General features: G+C 36.3%; 22 protein-coding genes and 1 tRNA gene. 15 read left to right on the forward strand and 8 right to left on the reverse strand.

Annotated elements, in window-relative coordinates; genetic code table 11:
• Positions 1–17: 17 nt before the first annotated feature.
• Entirely contained in the window at positions 18–1,559 is a 1,542-nt protein-coding gene (locus J2X07_RS06330) for a solute symporter family protein (RefSeq protein WP_310257598.1), read from the reverse strand.
• A complete protein-coding gene (locus J2X07_RS06335) occupies positions 1,556–1,891 on the reverse strand; it encodes a DUF485 domain-containing protein (RefSeq protein ID WP_310257600.1) in 336 nt (111 codons plus the stop codon). The genes J2X07_RS06330 and J2X07_RS06335 overlap by 4 nt, the downstream gene beginning before the upstream one ends.
• 202 nt (positions 1,892–2,093) lie before the next feature.
• On the opposite strand from J2X07_RS06335, the gene J2X07_RS06340 reads away from it, so the two are divergent.
• Positions 2,094–2,774: an MgtC/SapB family protein gene (locus tag J2X07_RS06340; protein ID WP_310257601.1), complete on the forward strand. Its 681-nt coding sequence runs from the start codon at positions 2,094–2,096 to the stop codon at positions 2,772–2,774.
• Between the two features lie 12 nt (positions 2,775–2,786).
• A complete protein-coding gene (locus J2X07_RS06345; protein WP_310257602.1) occupies positions 2,787–3,347 on the forward strand; it encodes a cysteine hydrolase family protein in 561 nt (186 codons plus the stop codon).
• Positions 3,348–3,462: 115 nt separating this feature from the next.
• On the opposite strand, the gene J2X07_RS06350 is transcribed toward J2X07_RS06345, so the two are convergent.
• Positions 3,463–4,527 (reverse strand): SDR family oxidoreductase, encoded by a 1,065-nt coding sequence (locus J2X07_RS06350; protein ID WP_310257603.1) that lies wholly within the window; start codon positions 4,525–4,527, stop codon positions 3,463–3,465.
• Between the two features lie 111 nt (positions 4,528–4,638).
• Here J2X07_RS06350 and J2X07_RS06355 point away from each other — a divergent pair, with 111 nt between their 5' ends.
• Entirely contained in the window at positions 4,639–5,304 is a 666-nt protein-coding gene (locus J2X07_RS06355; RefSeq protein ID WP_310257604.1) for an oxidoreductase, read from the forward strand.
• Positions 5,305–5,369: 65 nt separating this feature from the next.
• Positions 5,370–5,798 (forward strand): BrxA/BrxB family bacilliredoxin, encoded by a 429-nt coding sequence (locus J2X07_RS06360; RefSeq protein WP_310257605.1) that lies wholly within the window; start codon positions 5,370–5,372, stop codon positions 5,796–5,798.
• Positions 5,799–5,900: 102 nt separating this feature from the next.
• Here the strand turns inward: J2X07_RS06360 and J2X07_RS19965 are convergent, their stop codons facing one another.
• The 3 genes from J2X07_RS19965 to J2X07_RS06375 all read right to left on the reverse strand — a co-directional run bounded on the left by J2X07_RS19965 (position 5,901) and on the right by J2X07_RS06375 (position 9,670).
• The gene (locus tag J2X07_RS19965; RefSeq protein WP_396193687.1) at positions 5,901–6,131 is read right to left on the reverse strand and encodes a YjcZ family sporulation protein; all 231 of its coding nucleotides are present in this window, start codon (positions 6,129–6,131) and stop codon (positions 5,901–5,903) included.
• A 237-nt stretch (positions 6,132–6,368) separates the two neighbouring features.
• Positions 6,369–6,971, reverse strand: coding sequence for a glycerol-3-phosphate 1-O-acyltransferase PlsY (gene plsY / locus J2X07_RS06370; protein WP_310257606.1), 603 nt, complete (start codon positions 6,969–6,971; stop codon positions 6,369–6,371).
• A gap of 512 nt (positions 6,972–7,483) precedes the next feature.
• The gene (locus J2X07_RS06375; protein ID WP_310257607.1) at positions 7,484–9,670 is read right to left on the reverse strand and encodes an MMPL family transporter; all 2,187 of its coding nucleotides are present in this window, start codon (positions 9,668–9,670) and stop codon (positions 7,484–7,486) included.
• A gap of 107 nt (positions 9,671–9,777) precedes the next feature.
• Here J2X07_RS06375 and J2X07_RS06380 point away from each other — a divergent pair, with 107 nt between their 5' ends.
• Together J2X07_RS06380 and ltaE are read left to right on the forward strand one after the other, a co-directional pair.
• Positions 9,778–10,563: a class I SAM-dependent methyltransferase gene (locus J2X07_RS06380; protein WP_310257608.1), complete on the forward strand. Its 786-nt coding sequence runs from the start codon at positions 9,778–9,780 to the stop codon at positions 10,561–10,563.
• Positions 10,556–11,575, forward strand: a complete 1,020-nt coding sequence (gene ltaE / locus J2X07_RS06385) for a low-specificity L-threonine aldolase (RefSeq protein WP_310257609.1) — start codon at positions 10,556–10,558, stop codon at positions 11,573–11,575. Before J2X07_RS06380 ends, ltaE begins: the two co-directional genes overlap by 8 nt.
• A 77-nt stretch (positions 11,576–11,652) precedes the next feature.
• Here the strand turns inward: ltaE and J2X07_RS06390 are convergent, their stop codons facing one another.
• Positions 11,653–13,107 carry an amidase family protein gene (locus J2X07_RS06390; RefSeq protein WP_310257610.1) on the reverse strand — a complete coding sequence of 485 codons (1,455 nt, stop codon included), beginning with the start codon at positions 13,105–13,107 and terminating at the stop codon, positions 11,653–11,655.
• A 137-nt stretch (positions 13,108–13,244) separates the two neighbouring features.
• Entirely contained in the window at positions 13,245–13,985 is a 741-nt protein-coding gene (locus J2X07_RS06395) for a DUF6081 family protein (protein ID WP_310257611.1), read from the reverse strand.
• Positions 13,986–14,175: 190 nt separating this feature from the next.
• On the opposite strand from J2X07_RS06395, the gene J2X07_RS06400 reads away from it, so the two are divergent.
• From J2X07_RS06400 to J2X07_RS06440, 9 genes are all read left to right on the forward strand, one after another.
• Entirely contained in the window at positions 14,176–14,460 is a 285-nt protein-coding gene (locus J2X07_RS06400) for a hypothetical protein (protein ID WP_310257612.1), read from the forward strand.
• A gap of 291 nt (positions 14,461–14,751) precedes the next feature.
• Positions 14,752–15,126, forward strand: coding sequence for a DUF2203 domain-containing protein (locus J2X07_RS06405; RefSeq protein WP_310257613.1), 375 nt, complete (start codon positions 14,752–14,754; stop codon positions 15,124–15,126).
• A gap of 79 nt (positions 15,127–15,205) precedes the next feature.
• Positions 15,206–15,280, forward strand: a tRNA-Arg gene (locus J2X07_RS06410).
• Between the two features lie 130 nt (positions 15,281–15,410).
• Entirely contained in the window at positions 15,411–16,331 is a 921-nt protein-coding gene (locus tag J2X07_RS06415; RefSeq protein ID WP_310257615.1) for a rhodanese-related sulfurtransferase, read from the forward strand.
• A gap of 302 nt (positions 16,332–16,633) precedes the next feature.
• Complete coding sequence (locus tag J2X07_RS06420; RefSeq protein WP_310257617.1) at positions 16,634–16,951, forward strand: hypothetical protein; 318 nt, start codon at positions 16,634–16,636, stop codon at positions 16,949–16,951.
• Complete coding sequence (locus J2X07_RS06425; protein WP_310257619.1) at positions 16,938–17,318, forward strand: kinase-associated lipoprotein B; 381 nt, start codon at positions 16,938–16,940, stop codon at positions 17,316–17,318. The genes J2X07_RS06420 and J2X07_RS06425 overlap by 14 nt, the downstream gene beginning before the upstream one ends.
• Positions 17,319–17,375: 57 nt before the next feature.
• Entirely contained in the window at positions 17,376–18,197 is an 822-nt protein-coding gene (gene nadE / locus J2X07_RS06430) for an ammonia-dependent NAD(+) synthetase (protein ID WP_310257620.1), read from the forward strand.
• A gap of 87 nt (positions 18,198–18,284) precedes the next feature.
• On the forward strand, positions 18,285–18,536 hold the full coding sequence (locus tag J2X07_RS06435) for a hypothetical protein (protein ID WP_310257622.1): 252 nt from the start codon (positions 18,285–18,287) through the stop codon (positions 18,534–18,536).
• 109 nt (positions 18,537–18,645) lie between these two features.
• Positions 18,646–19,911 (forward strand): MDR family MFS transporter, encoded by a 1,266-nt coding sequence (locus J2X07_RS06440; RefSeq protein ID WP_310257623.1) that lies wholly within the window; start codon positions 18,646–18,648, stop codon positions 19,909–19,911.
• The last annotated feature ends 29 nt before the right edge of the window (positions 19,912–19,940 follow it).

Below are 19,940 nucleotides of genomic sequence, written 5' to 3' on the forward strand. Positions count from 1 at the left end.
ACCGGGTTTTCCTGTATTTACGCTCCTTTTCTAATCCCTGATCCAGTATTTGCTTTTACTAATATTTCATTAAACTTTTCTTCATCAGATGGTTTAGAAAGAAGAGTACCAACAAAAGCACCTATGAATCCAAGTGGTATTGAAACAATTCCTGGGTTAGATAGAGGGAAGAGCGGATCTCCCGTTAGAATGGCTGCACCTTCAACTGGTGACCATACGCTCGGAGAAATAGCTACTAACAGAAGTGAGCTCAACAAACCAACAAGCATGCCAGTCACTGCTCCGGCAGTATTAAACCGCTTCCAAAATATTGTAAGTAAGATGATTGGCAAATTGGCACTTGCTGCTACCGCAAATGCTAAGGAAACAAGAAACGCCACATTTAATTTCTGTGCAAATAGAGCAAGTATGATTGATATTACAGCCACACCGACAGATGCCCATTTCGCTGCTTTCATTTGTTCTTTTTCAGTGGCATTCCCTTTTCTAACGATGTGGGTATAAAAATCATGCGCAAATGCTGAAGCTGCTGACAAAACCAATCCTGCTACAACTGCTAAGATAGTAGCAAAGGCTACAGCGGAAACAAATGCAAATAAAAATTCGCCTCCTAAAACTTCAGCTAATAGTGGTGCTGCCATATTTCCAGCGGCATTTGCAGCAATAATATTGTCGTTGCCAACAAACGCAGCAGCACCAAATCCTAAAAAGATCGTCATAATGTAAAACACACCAATTAACCAAGTCGCATATACGACTGATTTCCGGGCTGTAATCGCATCTTTTACTGTGAAGAATCGAATCAATATATGCGGTAGTCCAGCCGTGCCTAAAACCAGTGCTAAATTTAGTGAGATCGTGTCGAGCGGATCCTTAAATTTGTTTCCTGGATTTAAAAAGGATTCTCCAAGTGGAGTAGCAGACTTCATGTGATCGAACATTTCTGTAAAACTAAAATGAAATTTAGCAAATACCATTACAGATATGATAAATGTTCCAAGCATCAGCAATACAGCTTTTACAATTTGAACCCATGATGTTGCTGTCATACCTCCAAAAACTACATAAACCGTCATTAATACCCCGACGATTAAAACGGAATAAACATAATCTAATCCAAGCAATAATTTAATAAGTGCACCTGCACCAACTAGCTGAGCAACCATATAAAACGTTGAAATTGAAATTGTATTTAATGCCGCAACACTGCGAATTTTCTTGTCGTTAAAACGGGCTGCAATCATATCTGCCATTGTATATTTGCCTAAATTCCTTAACGGTTCGGCTACTAAATAAAGGACCACCAAATAGGCAACAAGAAATCCGATACTGTAGAAGAAACCATCAAAACCAGATAAAGCGATAGACCCAGCAATACCTAAAAATGAGGCAGCAGACATATAATCTCCAGCGATAGCAAGTCCGTTCTGCATACCTGTAAGGCCGCCGTCTGCCGTATAAAATTCGCTAGTTGTATTCGTCCGTTTCGAAGCAAAATACGTAATAACGAGTGTTAAAGCGACGATTCCTAAAAACAATGAAAAGGCAGTAACATTCATGAAGAAGCCTCCTTGTCCATTTCTGCAATTACTTGATCAGCGAGTTCATCAAATGTTTTAGCTTTTTTCGTATACAGCACACAAAGTGACCATGTCATGATAAACTGAGCAAAAGCAAAAATCCATGCCCATGTTATACTTCCAATGGCTGGATTATTTAAGACATCTGTATAAGCAGTAAGAATGGGAAGACTAAAATAAAACACGAAAAAAAACAAAGTCATCGGTACAATGAAACGTTTTTTCTTTTCCATAAGTTGTTTAAAATAGCTGGATTGAACAATAGCACTGTAATTGGAAACATTAACGTTTGGCTGTTTTTTTGGCAGCATAGCTCTTCCTCCTTTATTTTAATGGTGAAAAAAATACCAAAACCTCCTTTTAACTGAATTATTTTTATTTTCTGACAATTAAATCCTATTATAAACGCAAACAACCTTTCTTTCAATTCGGTGAATCATTTTTCAGAAGGATTTTATGGTTTATTTTGCGTATTATTATATAAGAGCATTTATAGAGAGAGGTGTTAACATCATGAGCATCATATTTGTCAAACTAGGGTTTTCCGCTATCTTTGGATTAATTATCGGCATTGAACGCGAATTAAAAAACAAACCGGTGGGGCTTAAAACAAGCCTTGTTATTTCGATCAGCAGCTGTCTTCTTACGATTGTCAGCATTGAGTCAGCTGAAAATTATTCACAGCTTACCGGACAAACGGTTATGGACCCTATGCGTTTAGCCGCTCAAATTGTAAGCGGCATCGGTTTTTTAGGCGCTGGCGTCATTTTAAGAAGAAATAACGATGTGATATCCGGTCTTACAACCGCAGCTATGATATGGGGAGCTTCAGGTTTAGGAATCGCAGCTGGAGCTGGATTTTTTAAAGAAGCCGCTATTGGTGCTTTTTTTATTATGATTAGTGTTGAATTAGTACCCCTAATAATGAAGTGGATTGGCCCAAGAGCACTGAGGCAAATCGAGATTAAATTAAAACTTATTGTAGATTCCGATACCAACATGAGTGAAGTGATGAGACAAATAAATGAGTTAAAAGTTAAAATTGTGAATGTAAGAATAAAGGATTTGGAGAACGACAATCGAAAGATGGAATTGGCTACAAAAATCTATGAAAGAAGATATACGACAGATCTTTATGATGACTTGAAGAAAATTAACGGGATTAAAAGCATTGAAATTGAAACACTTAATTAATAGGAGGATTTTATGAAGGCATTATTGGTTATTGATTATACAAATGATTTTGTAGCTGATGAAGGAAAATTAACGTGCGGAAAGCCAGCCCAGGAAATCGAAGAAAGAATTGTTTCCTTAACGAACGATTTTTTAAAAAATAATGATTTTGTCGTTTTTGCAGTAGATGTACATGATCAAAATGACGATTATCACCCAGAGAGCAAACTTTTCCCTCCGCATAATATCCGGGATACAGAAGGCAGAGAATTGTATGGATTACTAAAAAATGTACATATCGAGAACCGGAACTCAGAACATCTATTATGGCTTGATAAAACCCGATATAGTGCATTTGCGGGAACCAATTTAGAAATAAAGTTAAGAGAAAGAAATATTAGTGAAATTCATCTATCAGGAGTATGTACGGATATTTGTGTTTTGCATACTGCCGTTGATGCTTACAATAAAGGATTTAAAATCGTTATCCACGAAGATGCAGTTCAAAGTTTCGATCAAGCAGGACATACATGGGCACTCTCACATTTTAAAAACACACTCGGGGCAACTATTTTGCAAAAACAAGCTTTTTAAAGAGAAAGAATTCAGGAATTTCCTGAATTCTTTTTTAATGGCTCTATTCTATAAGATTGTTGCTATAGTGCTGTTTTTGAAAATAGCTAGTTAATACAAGATTAAAGAGCTTCCATTAATATCGCTTTAATGTATGATTATGTGCATTTTCTTTAAAGTATTGAACAACTGGTTTTATGAATTGTTCAAATTGTGGAAACTCAATATCTGTTCCATGTAAATCGTGTTCCAATTGAGAAGTATCGTAGTGTGCTTCATGTGTAAAATAGGAGAGAACTTCCTTTGGTACACCAAGCCATTTTGAAATAAAAGAAATAGATAAAATACTTTCTGCTGCAATTCTAGGTAAATACCAGCTTGGTTCTTTTTTATTCAGCTCATGGCTAATTAACCTATATGCCTCTTCTACAGTAGGAGAATCAGGACTTACTAAATGATAGGTCTTTGAGATACCACGGATATCATGCATCAAAAAAATAGAGGCATTTATAATAAAATCTACTGGAACCAAGTGAATACGAGACTCCGTTTTACCTATATAAGGTACAGGCAAGTATGCAAATCGTTTTAGAAATTTCATCATGAAATATGGACCATCAAATTTTGTTGTTTCTCCAGATTTTGAATCGCCAACAATAATCCCTGGCCGAATTATGGTTACAGGAATATGATCTTTAATAGCCTGCACCTTTTGTTCTGCCAAATATTTGGTATGTTCATAATGGTTTCGGAAACTAACAGGTTTAATTAAACGGTCTTCAACAACTATTCCTTTTTCATTACCAGAAACATAGGCAGTGCTGAAATAACAAAACCTTTTCATTTGTTTACATTTTTTCACGAGTTGAATGATATGTTCAGTTCCTTGTACATTACATGCATAGGCTGGAGTATATGGTATTGTTAGGTCATACAATGCTGCCAAATGGATGAAATGGGTAACTCTCTCTTTTAATTCATCCATTTTTGTCTGTGGTATGCCAAGATCTACTTGTGTAATATCACCTTCAATAAGATGAATATTGGCGTCATTTGCCTTAATTGATTTACTTGCCAGTTCCATTTCTTGTTTTAAGACTAATAAATAAAAAGAGGCACTTGGGTACTTTTTACGTAATCCATTCAAAAGTCTAGTAGCTATAAATCCAGGAAAACCAGTGATAAAATAAGTATGTTCCAAATTTAAACACCAACCTGTCTATTTTTTTAGGCTCTTCTGCATTCAAAAACAACAATGATTGCGAAAACGGCCTTTTATAAAAAAGAATCCAATTGAAGGGATAATCATGTTATGGAAAATAAAACCGTAATTGTAGCAGGATCTAGCGGTCTGATTGGGAGAGAAGCAGTAAAGCAGCTTATTAACGACCCTGCATTTAAAGAAATTATTTTACTCGTAAGAAACCCAATAAATGTGGATGACCCTAAAATAAGACAAATTGAATTCGACTTTTCCAAAAAAGAATATACATTGAATGATGTCTCTGCTGATTGTATGTTGATCTGTATCGGAACTACAATGAAGAAGGCAAAAACAAAAGAGTCTTTTAAAGAAGTTGATTTACATATTCCTCTTAAATTAGGGGTGCTTGCTAAAAAAATGCAAGCTGATGTTGTAGTAATATCAGCTATGGGAGCAGATTCAAAATCAGCCTTTTTTTATAATAGAGTAAAGGGTGAGATGGAGAATCAATTATCAGCGCTTTACTTAAATCATTTAACAATAATGAGACCGTCGCTGCTAATCGGAGATCGTGATGAATTCCGTTTTGGTGAAAGGTTTGCTGAGAAACTATATAAAGCTTTTCCATTCATTTTCCCAAAAAAATATCAGCCTATTGAAGCTGAAATCGTAGCAAAGGTGATGATTAACCAATTCGTTTTCCCAAACGAAGCAAATAAGAAAGTAAATGTAATAGATAACGTAATGATTCACAAAATAAGTAGAAACATTTAAAAATTACGGTTTCTCCGTTATAATAACAATGTATGTAAAAGAATTTGTTTTCAGGAGGAACATTTATGAATGCCTATGAAGAATATATGAAACAAATGGCTCAGCCTATGAGAGATGAATTAACCCGTGCTGGTTTTGAGGAATTAAAAACACCAGAAGAAGTAAATTATTTTATGAATGAAACAGAAGGTACAGCACTTGTCGTAATTAACTCAGTGTGCGGTTGTGCAGCAGGTTTAGCTCGTCCTGTCGCAGTTGCTTCACTAAATCATTCAGTAAAGCCTGATAGCTTCGTTACAGTATTTGCAGGACAGGATAAAGAAGCAACAGCTCAAATTAGAGAATTTTTTGGTGATATCCCGCCATCATCACCATCTATGGCCCTTTTAAAAAACGGAGAAGTGGTGCACTTTATTCACCGGCATAATATTGAAAATCACGCACCGGAAGAAATTCTTGAAAATCTGATCAGTGCATATGATAAACACTGCTAAAAAATCCAGCTCTGCTGGATTTTTATTTACATAAATATGGTAACATATACTAAAAAAAAGAGCAGCTATTAAGCAGCTCTTTTTTAATAGAATAAATATTTATTAATGACAAGAAGATGAGGATGATGACTCGTCTTTTTCACAGTCATCTTTACCATGAAAAGCTGTCGCACCGATGATGATCAATAGGATAAACAACACAACGATAATAAGGAATCCACAGCCATGTCCGTATCCGCCACCATGATGATGGTGATGATATAATGGCATGTTTGCAACTGGCTTCATGTTCATATTTTCACCATAAGGCATATTCATTTTCTTATTTTCCATTATTGTCCCTCCAAATTTTCAAGTATAGGTCAACGTCACATTACACCATATGACCAAAACCATAAAACGGACACGGACAAATGCGGAGTTTTTAGTGAAATCGCCTGTACTTTTTTGGGAGAAGAGCCTATTTTTTCGAAAAGCTCATACAAAACCTAAATGAAAAATAATACTTATAGGATGAATTAAGCAGGCAACAGCCTGTATTTATGTTATTGCACAAAATAAAAAACGTTCTCAAGAAGAAGAACGTTTTCTTATCCACTTTACTTTTGGCTCAGTCCCATTTGCGATTCTCACAATATTTTGTCTATGCCTATATACCAGGAATAGTGTAAACCCAATAAGAATATAAGTTGTAAGCAAATCTGAGAAAAAATAACCTAAAACAACTGAACCAATTCCAGCAATTATGGATGACAGTGAGACAAACTGACATATGTATAACGCAATAAAAAAGATCAGTACGACTAACAAAAATAATAAAGGTTCCACAAATAACAATACCCCGCCAGAAGTAGCTACTGCTTTTCCACCTTTAAACTTTGCAAATACCGGGTAACAATGTCCAATCACAGCAGGAATGCCTGCAAGTAATGGGTGAAGATCGGCATTCAGCAAAAAGGGAAGGCTTGCTGCAAGTGTACCCTTTAGTACATCTGAAGCTGAAACGATAAATCCAGCTTTTTTTCCTAACACCCTAAAAGTATTTGTCCCGCCTAAATTGCCGCTTCCATGCTGTCTGATGTCAATACCAAACCCGAGCTTTCCGACAAGAAGTGCAAAGGGGATAGAGCCGAGTAAATAAGAAAGAATCAGAATAAGTACAGTTTCAACCATATATACACCTCTACATATAAAAAGCTTATTCTTATTATAGGACAAAACATCCTGAATTCCCACAACTGTTTAAATAAAACCAGATTGAGGACATGCGTTTACTAAACCTCTCAATCTTTTCTTAATAAAAATCTTTTATAGAATGCTCTTTTTCTGATGGATTGTTACTTTCAAGGCATTTTTGCTGACTTCATTGAAAAGTTGATTGAAGTACAAGGTGCGAGACTCCTGGGGGATTAGTGGGACAAACGAAAAGCGGTAACGGTTTGTACAGCCCCGACAAGCAAAAGGAAAATGGGTTAAAAAGGCGTTTTTTGCTTTCAGACCATTTAACTTTTGACCTCGAGGGGCTAACCGCTGCAGCTAGACAGGTGAGACTCCGGAAAGTGCGAAGCGCTTAGGAGGCTCACCGCACCCCCCCCCCCGGAAAGCGAGCAATCTGGAAAGGAAATCAACTACTTCCAAAAGCAACAAACTTTACTAAAACAGCCTAATTAAAAAACACAGCACTCTTATGAAAGAGTACTGTGTTTTTTGGCTTTATTTTTATTGGAGAAAGGCATCCACCAGTTCCAGTGTCCTAGCAGTTTCATGAGAGAGGGTACTAGAATCATCCTTACAATCGTTGCATCAATAAAGATGGCAAGAGCGATGGCGATTCCAATTTGTTTAACTGGCATAACATCTGTAAATGCAAACGATCCTGTTATAACAATCATAATCGCTGCAGCTGAAGTTATAATTTTGGAAGTAGAAGTTAAACCGGATAGAGTTGCATGATCATTATCGCCAGTTTCTTCGTAAATCTCTTGTATTCTTGATATCAAAAATACTTCATAGTCCATACTTAATCCAAAAACAATACCGAATGTAAAGACGGGAATCATCAATCCTATTTCTACTGGCTCCATAAAAATTCCGCTTTGAAAAATCCATACAACGATACCGAACGTAGCACAAAGACTCAGCATGTTCATGATGATTGCTTTTATCGGAATAAAAATTGATCGGAAAGCAAACATCAAAATAAATAGAGTTGTAATAAGTACAATAGCTAAGCCATAGGGAGCTTTTTGAATAATCTCATCGAAAATTTCTTGGTTAAATTTTGTGGCTCCTCCAATAGTAAGCTTGAGGCCATCATGTTCCTTTTCCCAATCCTTTACAAACTGTTTAGCTTTACTGCCTGTGACATCAACGGATAAGTAGGCTCGCACAACCGCAGTATCTCCATTAATAAAAGGTTTGATAATCGGATTAAGTTGCTTTTTCCCTTCATCGGTCTGCAGCATTTGAAATAATTCTTTATTGCTAAATTGTTTCGTATAATCAAAAATCGATTCTGTTTTTGAAATTTCTTTTTCCTTATTAAGGTCGTTAACTAATTGCTGTAAAGATTGAAATGAATCCTCATTTTTAAGATACGATCCTTTTGCCTTAGCAATAAGTAACACTGGATATAATTCATCTTCACCAAATGTTTTTTCAAACTTTTCAAATGCTGTACGTGATTCGTAATCAGGGGGCAGTGCCTCTGCTTCTGGGATTGAAAGTTTCATATTTTTAATAGGTGTAACAGAAAGTCCTAGTATAAGAGCTGCTAATACAGCCATTATGACAGGACGCTTCATAACAGAAGAAGCAAATTTGTACCATACTGATTTAGACTGTTCTTTCGTCTTAAATAATTTTAATGCATTCACTTTTGGCCCAAGAACAGCAAGAACCGCCGGTAAAAACGTAATTGCATTTAATACGGATAAGATAACTACTACCATACCGCCTATTGCTACTGTTTTAAAGATATCTACATTGATTAACATCATGCCTGACAATCCTAAAAACACACATAGGCCAGAAAAGGCAATCGATCTTCCTGCTGTCTGAACAGAGATAATCGTTGCTTGTTCAATACCGCGATGAAGTTCCTCTCGAAAACGATTAACGAGTAATAAGGCAAAATCAATTCCTAGTGCAAGCCCTATCATCGGTACAACATTTAGTAAAAATATGCTTACGTTAGCTTCTAAACCATAAAAATATAATAGACCAAGAGAACTGGCAACACTGATTAAACCCACTATAATGGGCAAACCTGCCGCAATTAATCCTCCAAATGCAAATAACAAAATAATAAGAGCAGCTGGAATGCCAATTGCTTCAGCTCTTGCTAAATCTTGCTGGCTAGCCGTATTCATGTCCTCAGCAATAACAGGTCCCCCTGTCAGTGCTACTGAGATATTATCCTCTTTCGGCAGCCTGTCTCTTATTTGTTCTATTGATTTCTTTAAATCTCCAAAACTTTTATCGAACTGAACAGAAGCATATGATACATGTTCTTTCATCATTTTGTCTGGTACATCATACGGGTTTTGCACGCCTACAACATCATCCACGTCCCTCATAGATGCTAGTGTGCTCGAAACAAACTTTTTGTAAGCGGGATCGCCAGTCTGAAATTTTTTAGAATCAAAAACAAGCATAACGGATGATTTAGGCTGGTGAAATTGATCTTTCAGGATGTTTTCTACTTTTTGAAAAGAACCATCCATTTCAAACCCGCTCCCATTTAAAATACCAGGGAGTTTTAAAGCATAAAAACCTAAAAGAATGGTCGTCAATATCCAAAATGATATAATAGTTTTGCGGAAACGGTATATCATTCTTCCTAAGCGAAGGAAGGGAGAGTTACTTTTCATGATGTTGCCTCCTCATATGTATCTTCCCATATTTTAGGTTTGTTCCAAAAGTTATGCAAATATTACGCAATATGTTAAAAAGGTTAATATTTAGATAGGTGGGTTATATGATTGTTACAACAGCTGGAAAAAATGCAAATAAAATTCGCAGCAAGGCAGAAAAAATTGCACTAACCTTAAAATGTTCTTTTTTAGTAAGAGAAAAACAATCAATCTCGTCCATAATTGAAGAGTATAAAGATGATGTTATGATGATTGGAGTAGATAAAATATCTTTTCATCCAAAAGAGGGAACTGCACCTTTTTTCTTTCATCCCAATTCTTCCATGTTCAGAGTCAAGCAAATTCTTAGAGGAGAAACTGATCCATTGATCGAAGCATTAAAACTTAAGCAGGGAATGTCAGTACTGGATTGCACATTAGGTTTAGGATCTGATTCTATCGTTGCCAGTCTGGCAACTGGAGAACAGGGGAGTGTAACTGGCATAGAAAGCAGCAAAGCTATTTCTTTTGTTGTAGAAAGCGGATTGAAAATATGGGATAGCCAAGTTTCAGACATGAACGAAGCCATGCGAAGAATCCAAGTCATTCACGCGAATCACTTTGATTACTTAAAAAAATGTAAAACGAACAGCTATGATGTTGTTTATTTCGATCCCATGTTTGAATCTACTATTCAATCACCTGGATTAGAAGGACTAAAGGGAAGTGCAAATTATAGCTCGATAACACCCGAAATAATAACTGAAGCGAAAAGGGTTGCATCGCAGCGTGTTGTGATGAAAGACAATAAAAAGAGCAGTAAGTTTCAAGAATTAGGATTCGATGTGATACAACGAAATGCCGGTTTTATATTTGGAGTAATAGAAAAAAGAGGTGTGAAAAATGATTGATTTAAGAAGTGATACTGTTACAAAGCCTACACAAAAAATGCGGAAAGCAATTTTTGAAGCAACCGTTGGTGATGATGTTTATGGTGAAGATCCAACCATTAATAAATTAGAAGAGCTTGCAGCAGATATGCTAGGGAAAGAAAATGCATTATTTGTTACAAGCGGCACTCAAGGCAACCAATTAGCTGTTTTAGCAAATTGTTCACCCGGCGATGAAATCGTTGTGGAATCTGAATCACATATATTTTTCTATGAAGGTGCAGCAATATCAGCTTTAGCTGGGGTTCAGCCTCGTGTGGTTAGCGGCCAAAATGGCGAGATGAAACCATTGGATGTTAGAAATGCCATTCGATCACAAGATATTCATTTTCCCGATACTTCACTCATCTGTTTAGAAAATACCCATAACCGTTCCGGAGGCTCCATCGTATCTTTTGATAACATGAAGGCCATTTATGATATTGCCCAAACTGCATCAATCCCTGTACATATAGATGGAGCACGTTTATTCAATGCGGTTGTTGCTTCACATAAAAAAGCAGCTGATTATACACAATATTGCGATAGTGTACAAATTTGCCTATCTAAAGGACTGGGGTCACCTGTTGGTTCTATTTTGGCAGGAAACAAACAAATGATACAAAAAGCAAGAAAATGGCGAAAACGGCTTGGTGGCGGACTGCGACAGGCGGGTATTTTAGGCGCTAGCGGAATTATTTCTTTAACAGAAATGGTGGACAGACTTCAAGAAGATCATGTTAAAGCCTTAAGACTAGCGGATGCAATCGAAAATATGGAAGGCATTTCATTAGTCAATAAGCCTGAGACTAATATCGTAATCGTAAACATTGAAAAAACTCATAAATCAAATGAAGAATTTTTAGAAGAGTTAAAGAAAAAGGGAGTACTCGCCGTTTCTTTTGGCGAAGGGCTTATTCGATTCACTACTCATTACGATGTAGATTCAAATGATATTGAACAAGCTATTGATATTATCAGCAAAGTTGTATAAAAGGAAGGGTCTGTCCCGGGACAGACCCTTCCTTTTTTTAAACCTTTTTTTATAAAAGCCGAGTTAACACCGTCAATTTAATATTTAATAGGGACTCGATGCTGTGTGATTTGTTCATATGCATATGCGATTTCGATCAGCTTTTTCTCTGAAAATGCCCCTGCTGTTAATATTATACTTAACGGCAAACCATTGTCATCAAATCCCGATGGCACAGATATGGAGGGATAGCCTGCTTTTGCCGGAATTCCATACCAAACATCATTAGGACTGATTAATGCATCCAGCTGATGATCTTTCATTACTAAATCAATGCCGTCGTCTTGTGAGCTTCTCAAATCGTTTAATCTGGCATTTAAATAGGCTGCACTCGTTAATTTTCCATCTGTTTGGTCACTTTCTATCAACAATTCCTGGTTATGTAGAAGGCAATTCTCTTGATGACGGTTATTGTATTCAATAATGTCCGACAAAGTCCTGATACCTAACGCGGGGGAAACGGTTTTCAAGTAATTATTAATTCCTGATTTGAATTCATGAAGTAATACCTTATAATTGAAATTTTCATTTTCTAATGGGGATATTTGATCTAAATAGATAATTTCTGCTCCTTTAGTTTTCAGCAAAGCCAGGGATTCATCAAATACAGATTTTTGTTTATCATTTAGATCTCTTATACAGAATTGATAGGAGATTCCGATTCTTTTTCCTTTCAACGTTGCATTTTCCAATCCGTCTGTATACGAATGTAAAATAGTAGCAGAATGTGTTGCAGCGTCCCCATCGTCATAACCCGCCAGTACTTCTAGCAGCCTAGCAGCATCCTTCACGTTTCTAGCCATAGGGCCAGCGGTGTCTTGACTAATAGAAATCGGAATAATTCCTGTTCTTGATACAAGACCTACAGTTGGTTTTATGCCTACAATATTGTTGTTTCCAGCTGGACAAAGTATAGAACCGGCAGTTTCAGTACCAACCGCAAGCATTGTAAAGTTACAAGCGACAGCAGCAGCTGAACCTGAACTCGATCCACTTACATCATGAATTCCAGGGCCATAAGGATTTAATACTTGACCACCTCTAGAACTGTATCCACTAGGCATATCATAAGCCATAAAGTTAGCCCATTCTGTCATATTCGCCTTCCCTAGAATAATGGCTCCAGCATCTCTCAATTTTTTTACAATAAACGCATCTTTTTCAGCATAATGATTTTGCAAAGCGAGAGAACCTGCACTTGTATGCATTTGATCGGCTGTATCAATATTATCTTTAATGATAACGGGTACTCCATGCAACGGACCTCTGATTTTTCCATTTGAACGTTCGAAATCCATCTTTTTTGCAATGAATAAAGCCTCTGGATTCACTTCCAGCACAGAATTAATACTAGGACCAGCTTGATCAAAGGCTGCAATGCGTTCTAAATAGCCTTTTACGAGTTCAACAGATGTTAAGTCTCCGGTTTCAAGATAGAGGGTAAGCTCATCTAATGTTAATTCTTTAATGCTTATTTGATTAATTTGTTTCATTTTGCCGCATCCTCTCTTATTATCTCAATACTTATTATATAAAACTGTCGCAAAAAAAGGAATTTTCATACTATTGATAGAATAAATAAAAAAAGGCCCGCATGCTGCAGACCTTTGGCAATCTATCGTTCCTATTATCAGCTGTCAATTGTAACTTTCATTGGTGACCATTCTCCAATGATGCCTTGTCCATGAAGAGAAGTACTCCCTTCAGGAGATAAATCTTTTTCTGTCATTAATCCAAGTGCAACTGTAAATTCATTGAACTTAATTGGCACATTTTTTTCTCTGCGAATTTCTGTACCATTTATTGAGAACATCACTTCATCAAGCTCACGATTGTAACTAATTTGATAGTCATTCCACTCTCTATTGTGAAAAGATGAATCTTCTTTAAAGATACAAAAATATCTTGTTTGCTTTATTTCAGGTACTTGAACACCAGGAAACGGCAAAACGGCATATACACTGGCAAACTGATCATTGCCTGCAAAAAAATCAAGAGCAGCACCTGTAGTAAAATCTAATAAATTTACAGAAACAAAACCATCATATAGATCATTTGGATTTGTTCCAATTGGGCGGGCACGCATTTTCCATTGGAAAGAAATCATTCCTTCATTTGGAACCTTGATGGATTCATTTGAATAATACATGTGTTTGGCATTATCTAAAAATTGAACAGAAGGGTGTGATTTTGTAAAAGGGCTCACTCGAACGTATAATTCATTATTCCGAACGATAACTACTGCCTCTGGTTCTCTAAACTCATGGAATGATCCATCTGGAAGAGGGAAGCCACCCATTTTCCAAGTACCTGATTCAGAGAGAATCGATTGAAAATCACCTAAGATAATTTCTTTTTGTAAGTTTTTCATTTAACACAGCTCCTAGTATTTGCTTCATAGATTTATTAAATCAAATGTTGAGTTTCACAGCAAATGTAAGGTGTTCTATTAATACCCGTCCACATTAAAACTAGATTTCTGTAAATGGACAAGTATATTTCAGAAAAAACTGAATAATAATGGTATTAAGAGCTCGCAAATTAAAGGAGGGTGTTTCACTATGAAAACCGTTTCTCATATTAATTTACGAAAAGAAAAGGAAAAGACATTTTCAAGCGATGATAGAATCATGCTTTTCATTACAAAATTCCATCTAAAGTCAAAACGAAACAAATGGCTAACGTTAAAATTGCTGTTAAGAAAAGGATCTTCTGACCTCGTTGAACAAATTTTAATCAGTTCCGAATATAGAAGAGATTTTCCAGAATTGCTTGAGGATGACACGGTTAGAGATTTTTATTTAGATTTGAAATGTCCTAAAAAAGATCTATGTCTTACCATTTAACCTTTTGGGAAACCAAAAGGTTTTTTCTTTGGTACTGGAGAGTCACATCAGGTTCAATTAGTATGATCCCTTAATTCCCGCGGAAAGCGAGTATTCTGAAACGGAGATCAACTACTTCAAAAAACAACAAAGATTTACGAATACTGCCATTTAAATAAAGATTAATTTCTGATTAAAGTATAAGTCCAATAAAGACTGACGGAAAACATTTAAATTCAACCAAGTATTCTTTATGGGCAATTATTCCTTCTTTTGATATAATACATTCAAGAATGTGAAGGAGTTTATACGATGAAGCGTTATACACTAGAAGAAGCGAACCAATTATTGCCTGTTATAGTGAAAGAGCTCGATTCATTGCATAACCTGCAAAGAGAATTTGACTTATGGCATCAATCTTTTCAGCAGGTTGAATCTGAATTGAACCCTCAAGAAAAGATGGAATGGGAAAAAAGGATTCAATACTTGGAACTCGAAGCTGAACTGTTCATTGCCAATATTCTATCTCATGGAGTTTGGTTTGAAGATCCATATTCTTCAACACTGCATATTCCGGCTATCTTAAACGGAGAAAACGGTGTATTCAAATGGCATCCCGAAGAACCGTTAATCACGATATATGAGAGTAATGAAAAGGCCCTCAATCCCCTTAATTTGGTAAATTAAGGACTGTTTATTAAAATGCTGTAAAAAGTACTTGTAAAATCACGATTTATTGTTTATGATAATAATCGTGACGTAATAAGCGCCTATAGTGAAATGGATATCACACGAGATTTCGGCTCTCGTATTCTGGGTTCGAATCCTGGTGGGCGCGCCACTTCCAATTTAATAATGATTATCGGTTTATCCGGTATTCACCAAGGGGATCACGGGGTTATGTAATTGGGACCAGTGGTTTTTTATTTGGCGTCATAAAATAACTAACGTTGCAGGTTGGTGATTAAATCATGTCAGAGAAAATGCGAGTACTTTTGTATTATAAGTATGTACAGATTGATGATCCGGAAAACTTTAAAAACGAACATTTAAAGTTTTGTAAGGATTTAGGACTTTTAGGGAGAATTATAGTAGCTCCTGAAGGAATAAACGGAACCGTTTCAGGAACATACGAACAAACAGAAATTTATATGAATCATCTAAAATCGGATTCAAGGTTTGCGGATATCGTTTTTAAAATAGATGAAGTTGAAGAACATACTTTTAAAAAAATATTCGTCCGGCATAAAAAGGAGCTTGTTACATGGCGCTTTGAGGAAGATGTTAATCCGAATCAGCTTTCAGGTAAACGACTGTCTCCAAAAGAATTTTACGAAGCACTTCAAGATGAAGATGTAATCGTAATTGATGGCCGAAACGATTATGAATATGAGATTGGCCACTTCCGTGGTGCAATCAAACCTGATGTAAAAGCTTCACGTGATTTCCCTACATGGGTACGTGAAAATTTAAGTGAATTTAAAGACAAGAAAGTATTAACATATTGTACTGGCGGAATCAGATGTGAAAAATTTTCTGGATTCCTGATGCAAGAAGGTTTTAAAGACGTATCACAGCTTGAAGGCGGAATTGTTACTTACGGGAAAGACCCAGAAGTTCAAGGCCGTTTATGGGATGGGAAATGTTATGTTTTTGATGAAAGAATTTCTGTACCCGTTAATCAAACAGAAGAAGATACAGTTATCTCAACTTGTTATTATTGCGGTAAAACAGAAGACCGATACGTGAACTGTGCGAATCCTGAATGCAACAAACAGCATGTTTGCTGTACGGAGTGTGAAGTAAAGCATAAACGTTCTTGTACGAAAGAGTGTCTTGAACATCCACGTAACCGTTATGAAGAAGAGAAAAAAGAGAAACAGAACGCCTAATCATTGAAGCCAGTAATTTACTGGCTTTTTCTTTTACCCTGAATTAATGTAGACTTAAATTATAACATTCTAATCTAAAGGCTGTTTTTGGTGGAGTTTATCTCCGTTTCAGGATGCTGGCTTTTCCCGGGGCGTGCGATGACCCCACTGATCCCGCAGAACAAGGAAGGCAACGGCCGCAAAATATCGAATGAAGAAAATGTGTTTTTCATTTTCGATGAGTTTCGCACCTTGCACTACAATCAACTTTTCAATAAAGTGGTAAACAATCTTGTAGAAATGAGCCTAGGAGGAAAAAACCGATGAATCGTGCCGATGAGATCTCGGAAAAAGTGATTAATAATTATCAAAAAGATGAAGGGATGATGATTATCATTTATGCACAATGGTGTGTAAATAATGATTTAGATCCAAAGGCTGTCTATTTAAAAGCATATCCTGACCAAGTAAAAAATGAATATGTGATGCACATGCTTGAACAAACGGTATCAAAAGATGAAGCAGAAATGATCCCTCATGAAACCTTGCTTCAAGTTTTATCCTTATTCGGGAATGAAGATCTAGCTTTCACCGTTTCAGAAGAGATCCGCGCTTTGGAGGCCAGAAATGACAGAAAGTAAAAATATTGTTGTTGCCAGTTATAAAACAGGGCAATATATAGGCAAGGCAGAGGACGAAAGAAACCAAATGGTGCTGATTGAAGTACTTGCTGTTCAAAAGCACCCCTGGCAAGGTGATCTACATAACCCTAAACAAGCAAATGTACCATTCTTTCAAGAGAGAAAAGCTTTAAGCTACCGGGAGCGCGCATGGATGCCGGTACATACAGTTGCAGAATATAAAGAGGACACCATTCCTGATTATAATGAGTCATTAAGAAAAGCACTGAACACTTATAAAATCAAATTAAGAGAAGAGAATAGTGATTGGTCCAAACGATCACTGCATTGCCTTGAAGAGCTAGAGAAAGATTACAATCTTGATTAAAGAAGTCAGCTTTGTGGAAAATGAGGAAATAAATCATTAATAAAGGCGGCGATATTCATGGAACTACAAAGAGAAATCATAAAAGAACTTCTTGTAAAACCAGTGATAGAGGCTAATAAGGAGATCAATGAAAGAATAAATTTCCTAAAAGATTATGTGAAAAAATCTGGTGCAAAAGGATATGTATTAGGAATAAGCGGAGGACAAGATTCCAGTTTAGCTGGTAAGCTGGCACAGATGGCGATGGAACAGCTTCGCGAAGAGACTGGAGAAAATTATCGGTTTATAGCTGTCAGACTTCCTTATGGCGTTCAGCAGGATGAAGAAGATGCACAAAGAGCATTATCATTTATTAAACCTGATGTATCCTTAACCGTTAATATTAAGTCTGCAGTTGATGCATCCTTACAAAATTTCACGGATGCAACTGGCAAGGAACTTTCCCATTTTTTAAAAGGAAATAATAAAGCACGTGAACGGATGAAAGTACAGTACGATATTGCAGGAGCATATCAATCGCTAGTAATCGGAACGGATCATGCTGCTGAAGCGATAACCGGCTTTTTCACAAAACATGGTGATGGCGCATGTGATGTCGTACCTTTGACTGGTCTAAACAAACGCCAGGGAAGAGCTTTATTAAGAGAACTTGGAGCAGAAGAGAAAATTTACCTAAAAGTCCCGACTGCAGATTTGGAAGATGATAAACCATTGATTCCTGACGAAACAGCTTTAGGTGTTACTTATGATGAAATCGATGATTATTTAGAGGGGAAGGAAATATCTACTGTCTCAAAAGAAAAAATAGAAAAACGGTTTCTGATCACAAAACATAAACGGCACCTCCCAGCCTCACTGCATGATACGTGGTGGAAATAATTTCGGCACCTGGTAAATCCGGGTGTTTTTGTTTTGAGACAATTGAGTTATACTGAATTTTGGAGATAAGGGAGAGGGGAAGTCAAATTGAGTAAAACTGCAAAAACGATCATCATCCTAGGAACGTTATTTTTAATTTATTTTGTTTTTAATACGATCAATCGAGAGAATGCACGTAAAGAAAAAATTAATGCAATAGATGAGCATTTTAAACAGTCTTTTAAATTAGAAGAAGAATTAAAAGACCAATATGATGATGACTTTCTCATTAGTATGAATAAAGCTTACTATGTGGTAACCGTGAAAAATAATAAGGTCGTTAAGACTGTAAAACAGTAAATTGAAACCGCTCATTTTGCGGTTTTTTTTACGATTCCATTGACATTATATTACTTTTTTTCATATAGTTAGAAAGTTGATTATGAATGTGTAAAGGTGGGTGTTAACCATGCGTTTTAGAGATTTTCATCCTAATATTAAAATTAGAATCATTGAATCTTTGATTTCTGGTTCAATCGGTGGAATGATTTATCCCTTTATGGCTATTTATCTAGCCGACAGAGTAGGAGAAACATTAACCGGGATACTGCTTATCGTTAATATCTTTGTAGGATTCATTGTTGGTTTTTACGGTGGGTATTACGCAGATTTAATGGGGCGGAAAAAAATAATGGCCTATGCAGAGTCTCTTCGTTTTGCAGGGATCCTAGTAATGGCAATAGCAAACAGTCCATTAGTCAGCTCAAATACACTGGCCGCCTATATAACTATAGGAATGATGATGGTAAACAGCATTTGCTGGGGACTCGCAGGACCCGCATCACAAGCGATGTTAATTGATGTAAGTACACCTGAAAACCGCAAATTCATGTATGGTATTACGTATTGGACTAGTAATCTATCTATTGCGATTGGTGGTTTATTAGGTGGCTTTTTATTTAAAAATTATCTCTTTGAACTCTTTTTAGGATTAACCGGTGCTTCATTACTATCAGCATTACTCGTTATCTTTTTTATTAAAGAAACATACACACCTGTAAAGAGAGAGAAGAAAGTTAAGCCTAATGTCATAAAAGATATGTTTTCAAATTATAAAACAGTCTTCAAAGATTCTATCTTTATTAAATTCACAATAGGCTATTTACTTATTCTTTCTTTAGAATTCCATTTAACAAACTACATATCTGTTAAACTGAGCAAACATATGCCAGCACAAGATCTATTTCAATTTCATATTGATGGAGTTCAGATGTTAGGAATACTTCGTACTGAGAATACCGTGCTTGTCGTTTTATTAGCTGTGTTCATCAGTAAATTAATTAATCGATATAAGGATAGGAATGTATTATATATAGGTTTAATTACATATTCCATTGGATATCTCGTTATATCCTACAGCAGCTCTGTTTGGCTGCTTCTATCTGTTATGATCCTCGCAACAATCGGTGAATTAATGTATGTTCCTGTAAAACAAGCATACATGGCAGAAATTCCGCCTGAAGATTCCCGAAGTGCGTATATGGCTGTCAGCGGCATGATTTATAATGGAGCAATGGTCATTGCAGCATCCAGTATCACTTTGGGACATTATCTATCTCCACTAAGTATGACCACTATCTTTGCCGTTTGTGCGATCATTGGTTTCCTATTATTTAAATCGACTGTTCCTCTTCTTGATAAAAATAGGGAACAAATGAAAAAAGCTACAGCTTAGAAAGAACCTTCGAAATAATATGAATTTAA

It is taken from the genome of Fictibacillus barbaricus (genome assembly GCF_031457135.1).
In the GTDB taxonomy this organism is placed as follows: domain Bacteria; phylum Bacillota; class Bacilli; order Bacillales; family Fictibacillaceae; genus Fictibacillus; species Fictibacillus barbaricus_A.

Excerpts from the sequence above, each read along its gene's own strand:
- J2X07_RS06330 (WP_310257598.1), bottom strand. The coding sequence starts at position 1,559 with ATGAATGTTACTGCCTTTTCATTGTTTTTAGGAATCGTCGCTTTAACA.
- J2X07_RS06335 (WP_310257600.1), bottom strand. The coding sequence starts at position 1,891 with ATGCTGCCAAAAAAACAGCCAAACGTTAATGTTTCCAATTACAGTGCT.
- J2X07_RS06340 (WP_310257601.1), top strand. The coding sequence starts at position 2,094 with ATGAGCATCATATTTGTCAAACTAGGGTTTTCCGCTATCTTTGGATTA.
- J2X07_RS06345 (WP_310257602.1), top strand. The coding sequence starts at position 2,787 with ATGAAGGCATTATTGGTTATTGATTATACAAATGATTTTGTAGCTGAT.
- J2X07_RS06355 (WP_310257604.1), top strand. The coding sequence starts at position 4,639 with ATGGAAAATAAAACCGTAATTGTAGCAGGATCTAGCGGTCTGATTGGG.
- J2X07_RS06360 (WP_310257605.1), top strand. The coding sequence starts at position 5,370 with ATGAATGCCTATGAAGAATATATGAAACAAATGGCTCAGCCTATGAGA.
- J2X07_RS19965 (WP_396193687.1), bottom strand. The coding sequence starts at position 6,131 with ATGGAAAATAAGAAAATGAATATGCCTTATGGTGAAAATATGAACATG.
- plsY (WP_310257606.1), bottom strand. The coding sequence starts at position 6,971 with ATGGTTGAAACTGTACTTATTCTGATTCTTTCTTATTTACTCGGCTCT.
- J2X07_RS06375 (WP_310257607.1), bottom strand. The coding sequence starts at position 9,670 with ATGAAAAGTAACTCTCCCTTCCTTCGCTTAGGAAGAATGATATACCGT.
- J2X07_RS06380 (WP_310257608.1), top strand. The coding sequence starts at position 9,778 with ATGATTGTTACAACAGCTGGAAAAAATGCAAATAAAATTCGCAGCAAG.
- ltaE (WP_310257609.1), top strand. The coding sequence starts at position 10,556 with ATGATTGATTTAAGAAGTGATACTGTTACAAAGCCTACACAAAAAATG.
- J2X07_RS06390 (WP_310257610.1), bottom strand. The coding sequence starts at position 13,107 with ATGAAACAAATTAATCAAATAAGCATTAAAGAATTAACATTAGATGAG.
- J2X07_RS06395 (WP_310257611.1), bottom strand. The coding sequence starts at position 13,985 with ATGAAAAACTTACAAAAAGAAATTATCTTAGGTGATTTTCAATCGATT.
- J2X07_RS06400 (WP_310257612.1), top strand. The coding sequence starts at position 14,176 with ATGAAAACCGTTTCTCATATTAATTTACGAAAAGAAAAGGAAAAGACA.
- J2X07_RS06405 (WP_310257613.1), top strand. The coding sequence starts at position 14,752 with ATGAAGCGTTATACACTAGAAGAAGCGAACCAATTATTGCCTGTTATA.
- J2X07_RS06415 (WP_310257615.1), top strand. The coding sequence starts at position 15,411 with ATGTCAGAGAAAATGCGAGTACTTTTGTATTATAAGTATGTACAGATT.
- J2X07_RS06420 (WP_310257617.1), top strand. The coding sequence starts at position 16,634 with ATGAATCGTGCCGATGAGATCTCGGAAAAAGTGATTAATAATTATCAA.
- J2X07_RS06425 (WP_310257619.1), top strand. The coding sequence starts at position 16,938 with ATGACAGAAAGTAAAAATATTGTTGTTGCCAGTTATAAAACAGGGCAA.
- nadE (WP_310257620.1), top strand. The coding sequence starts at position 17,376 with ATGGAACTACAAAGAGAAATCATAAAAGAACTTCTTGTAAAACCAGTG.
- J2X07_RS06440 (WP_310257623.1), top strand. The coding sequence starts at position 18,646 with ATGCGTTTTAGAGATTTTCATCCTAATATTAAAATTAGAATCATTGAA.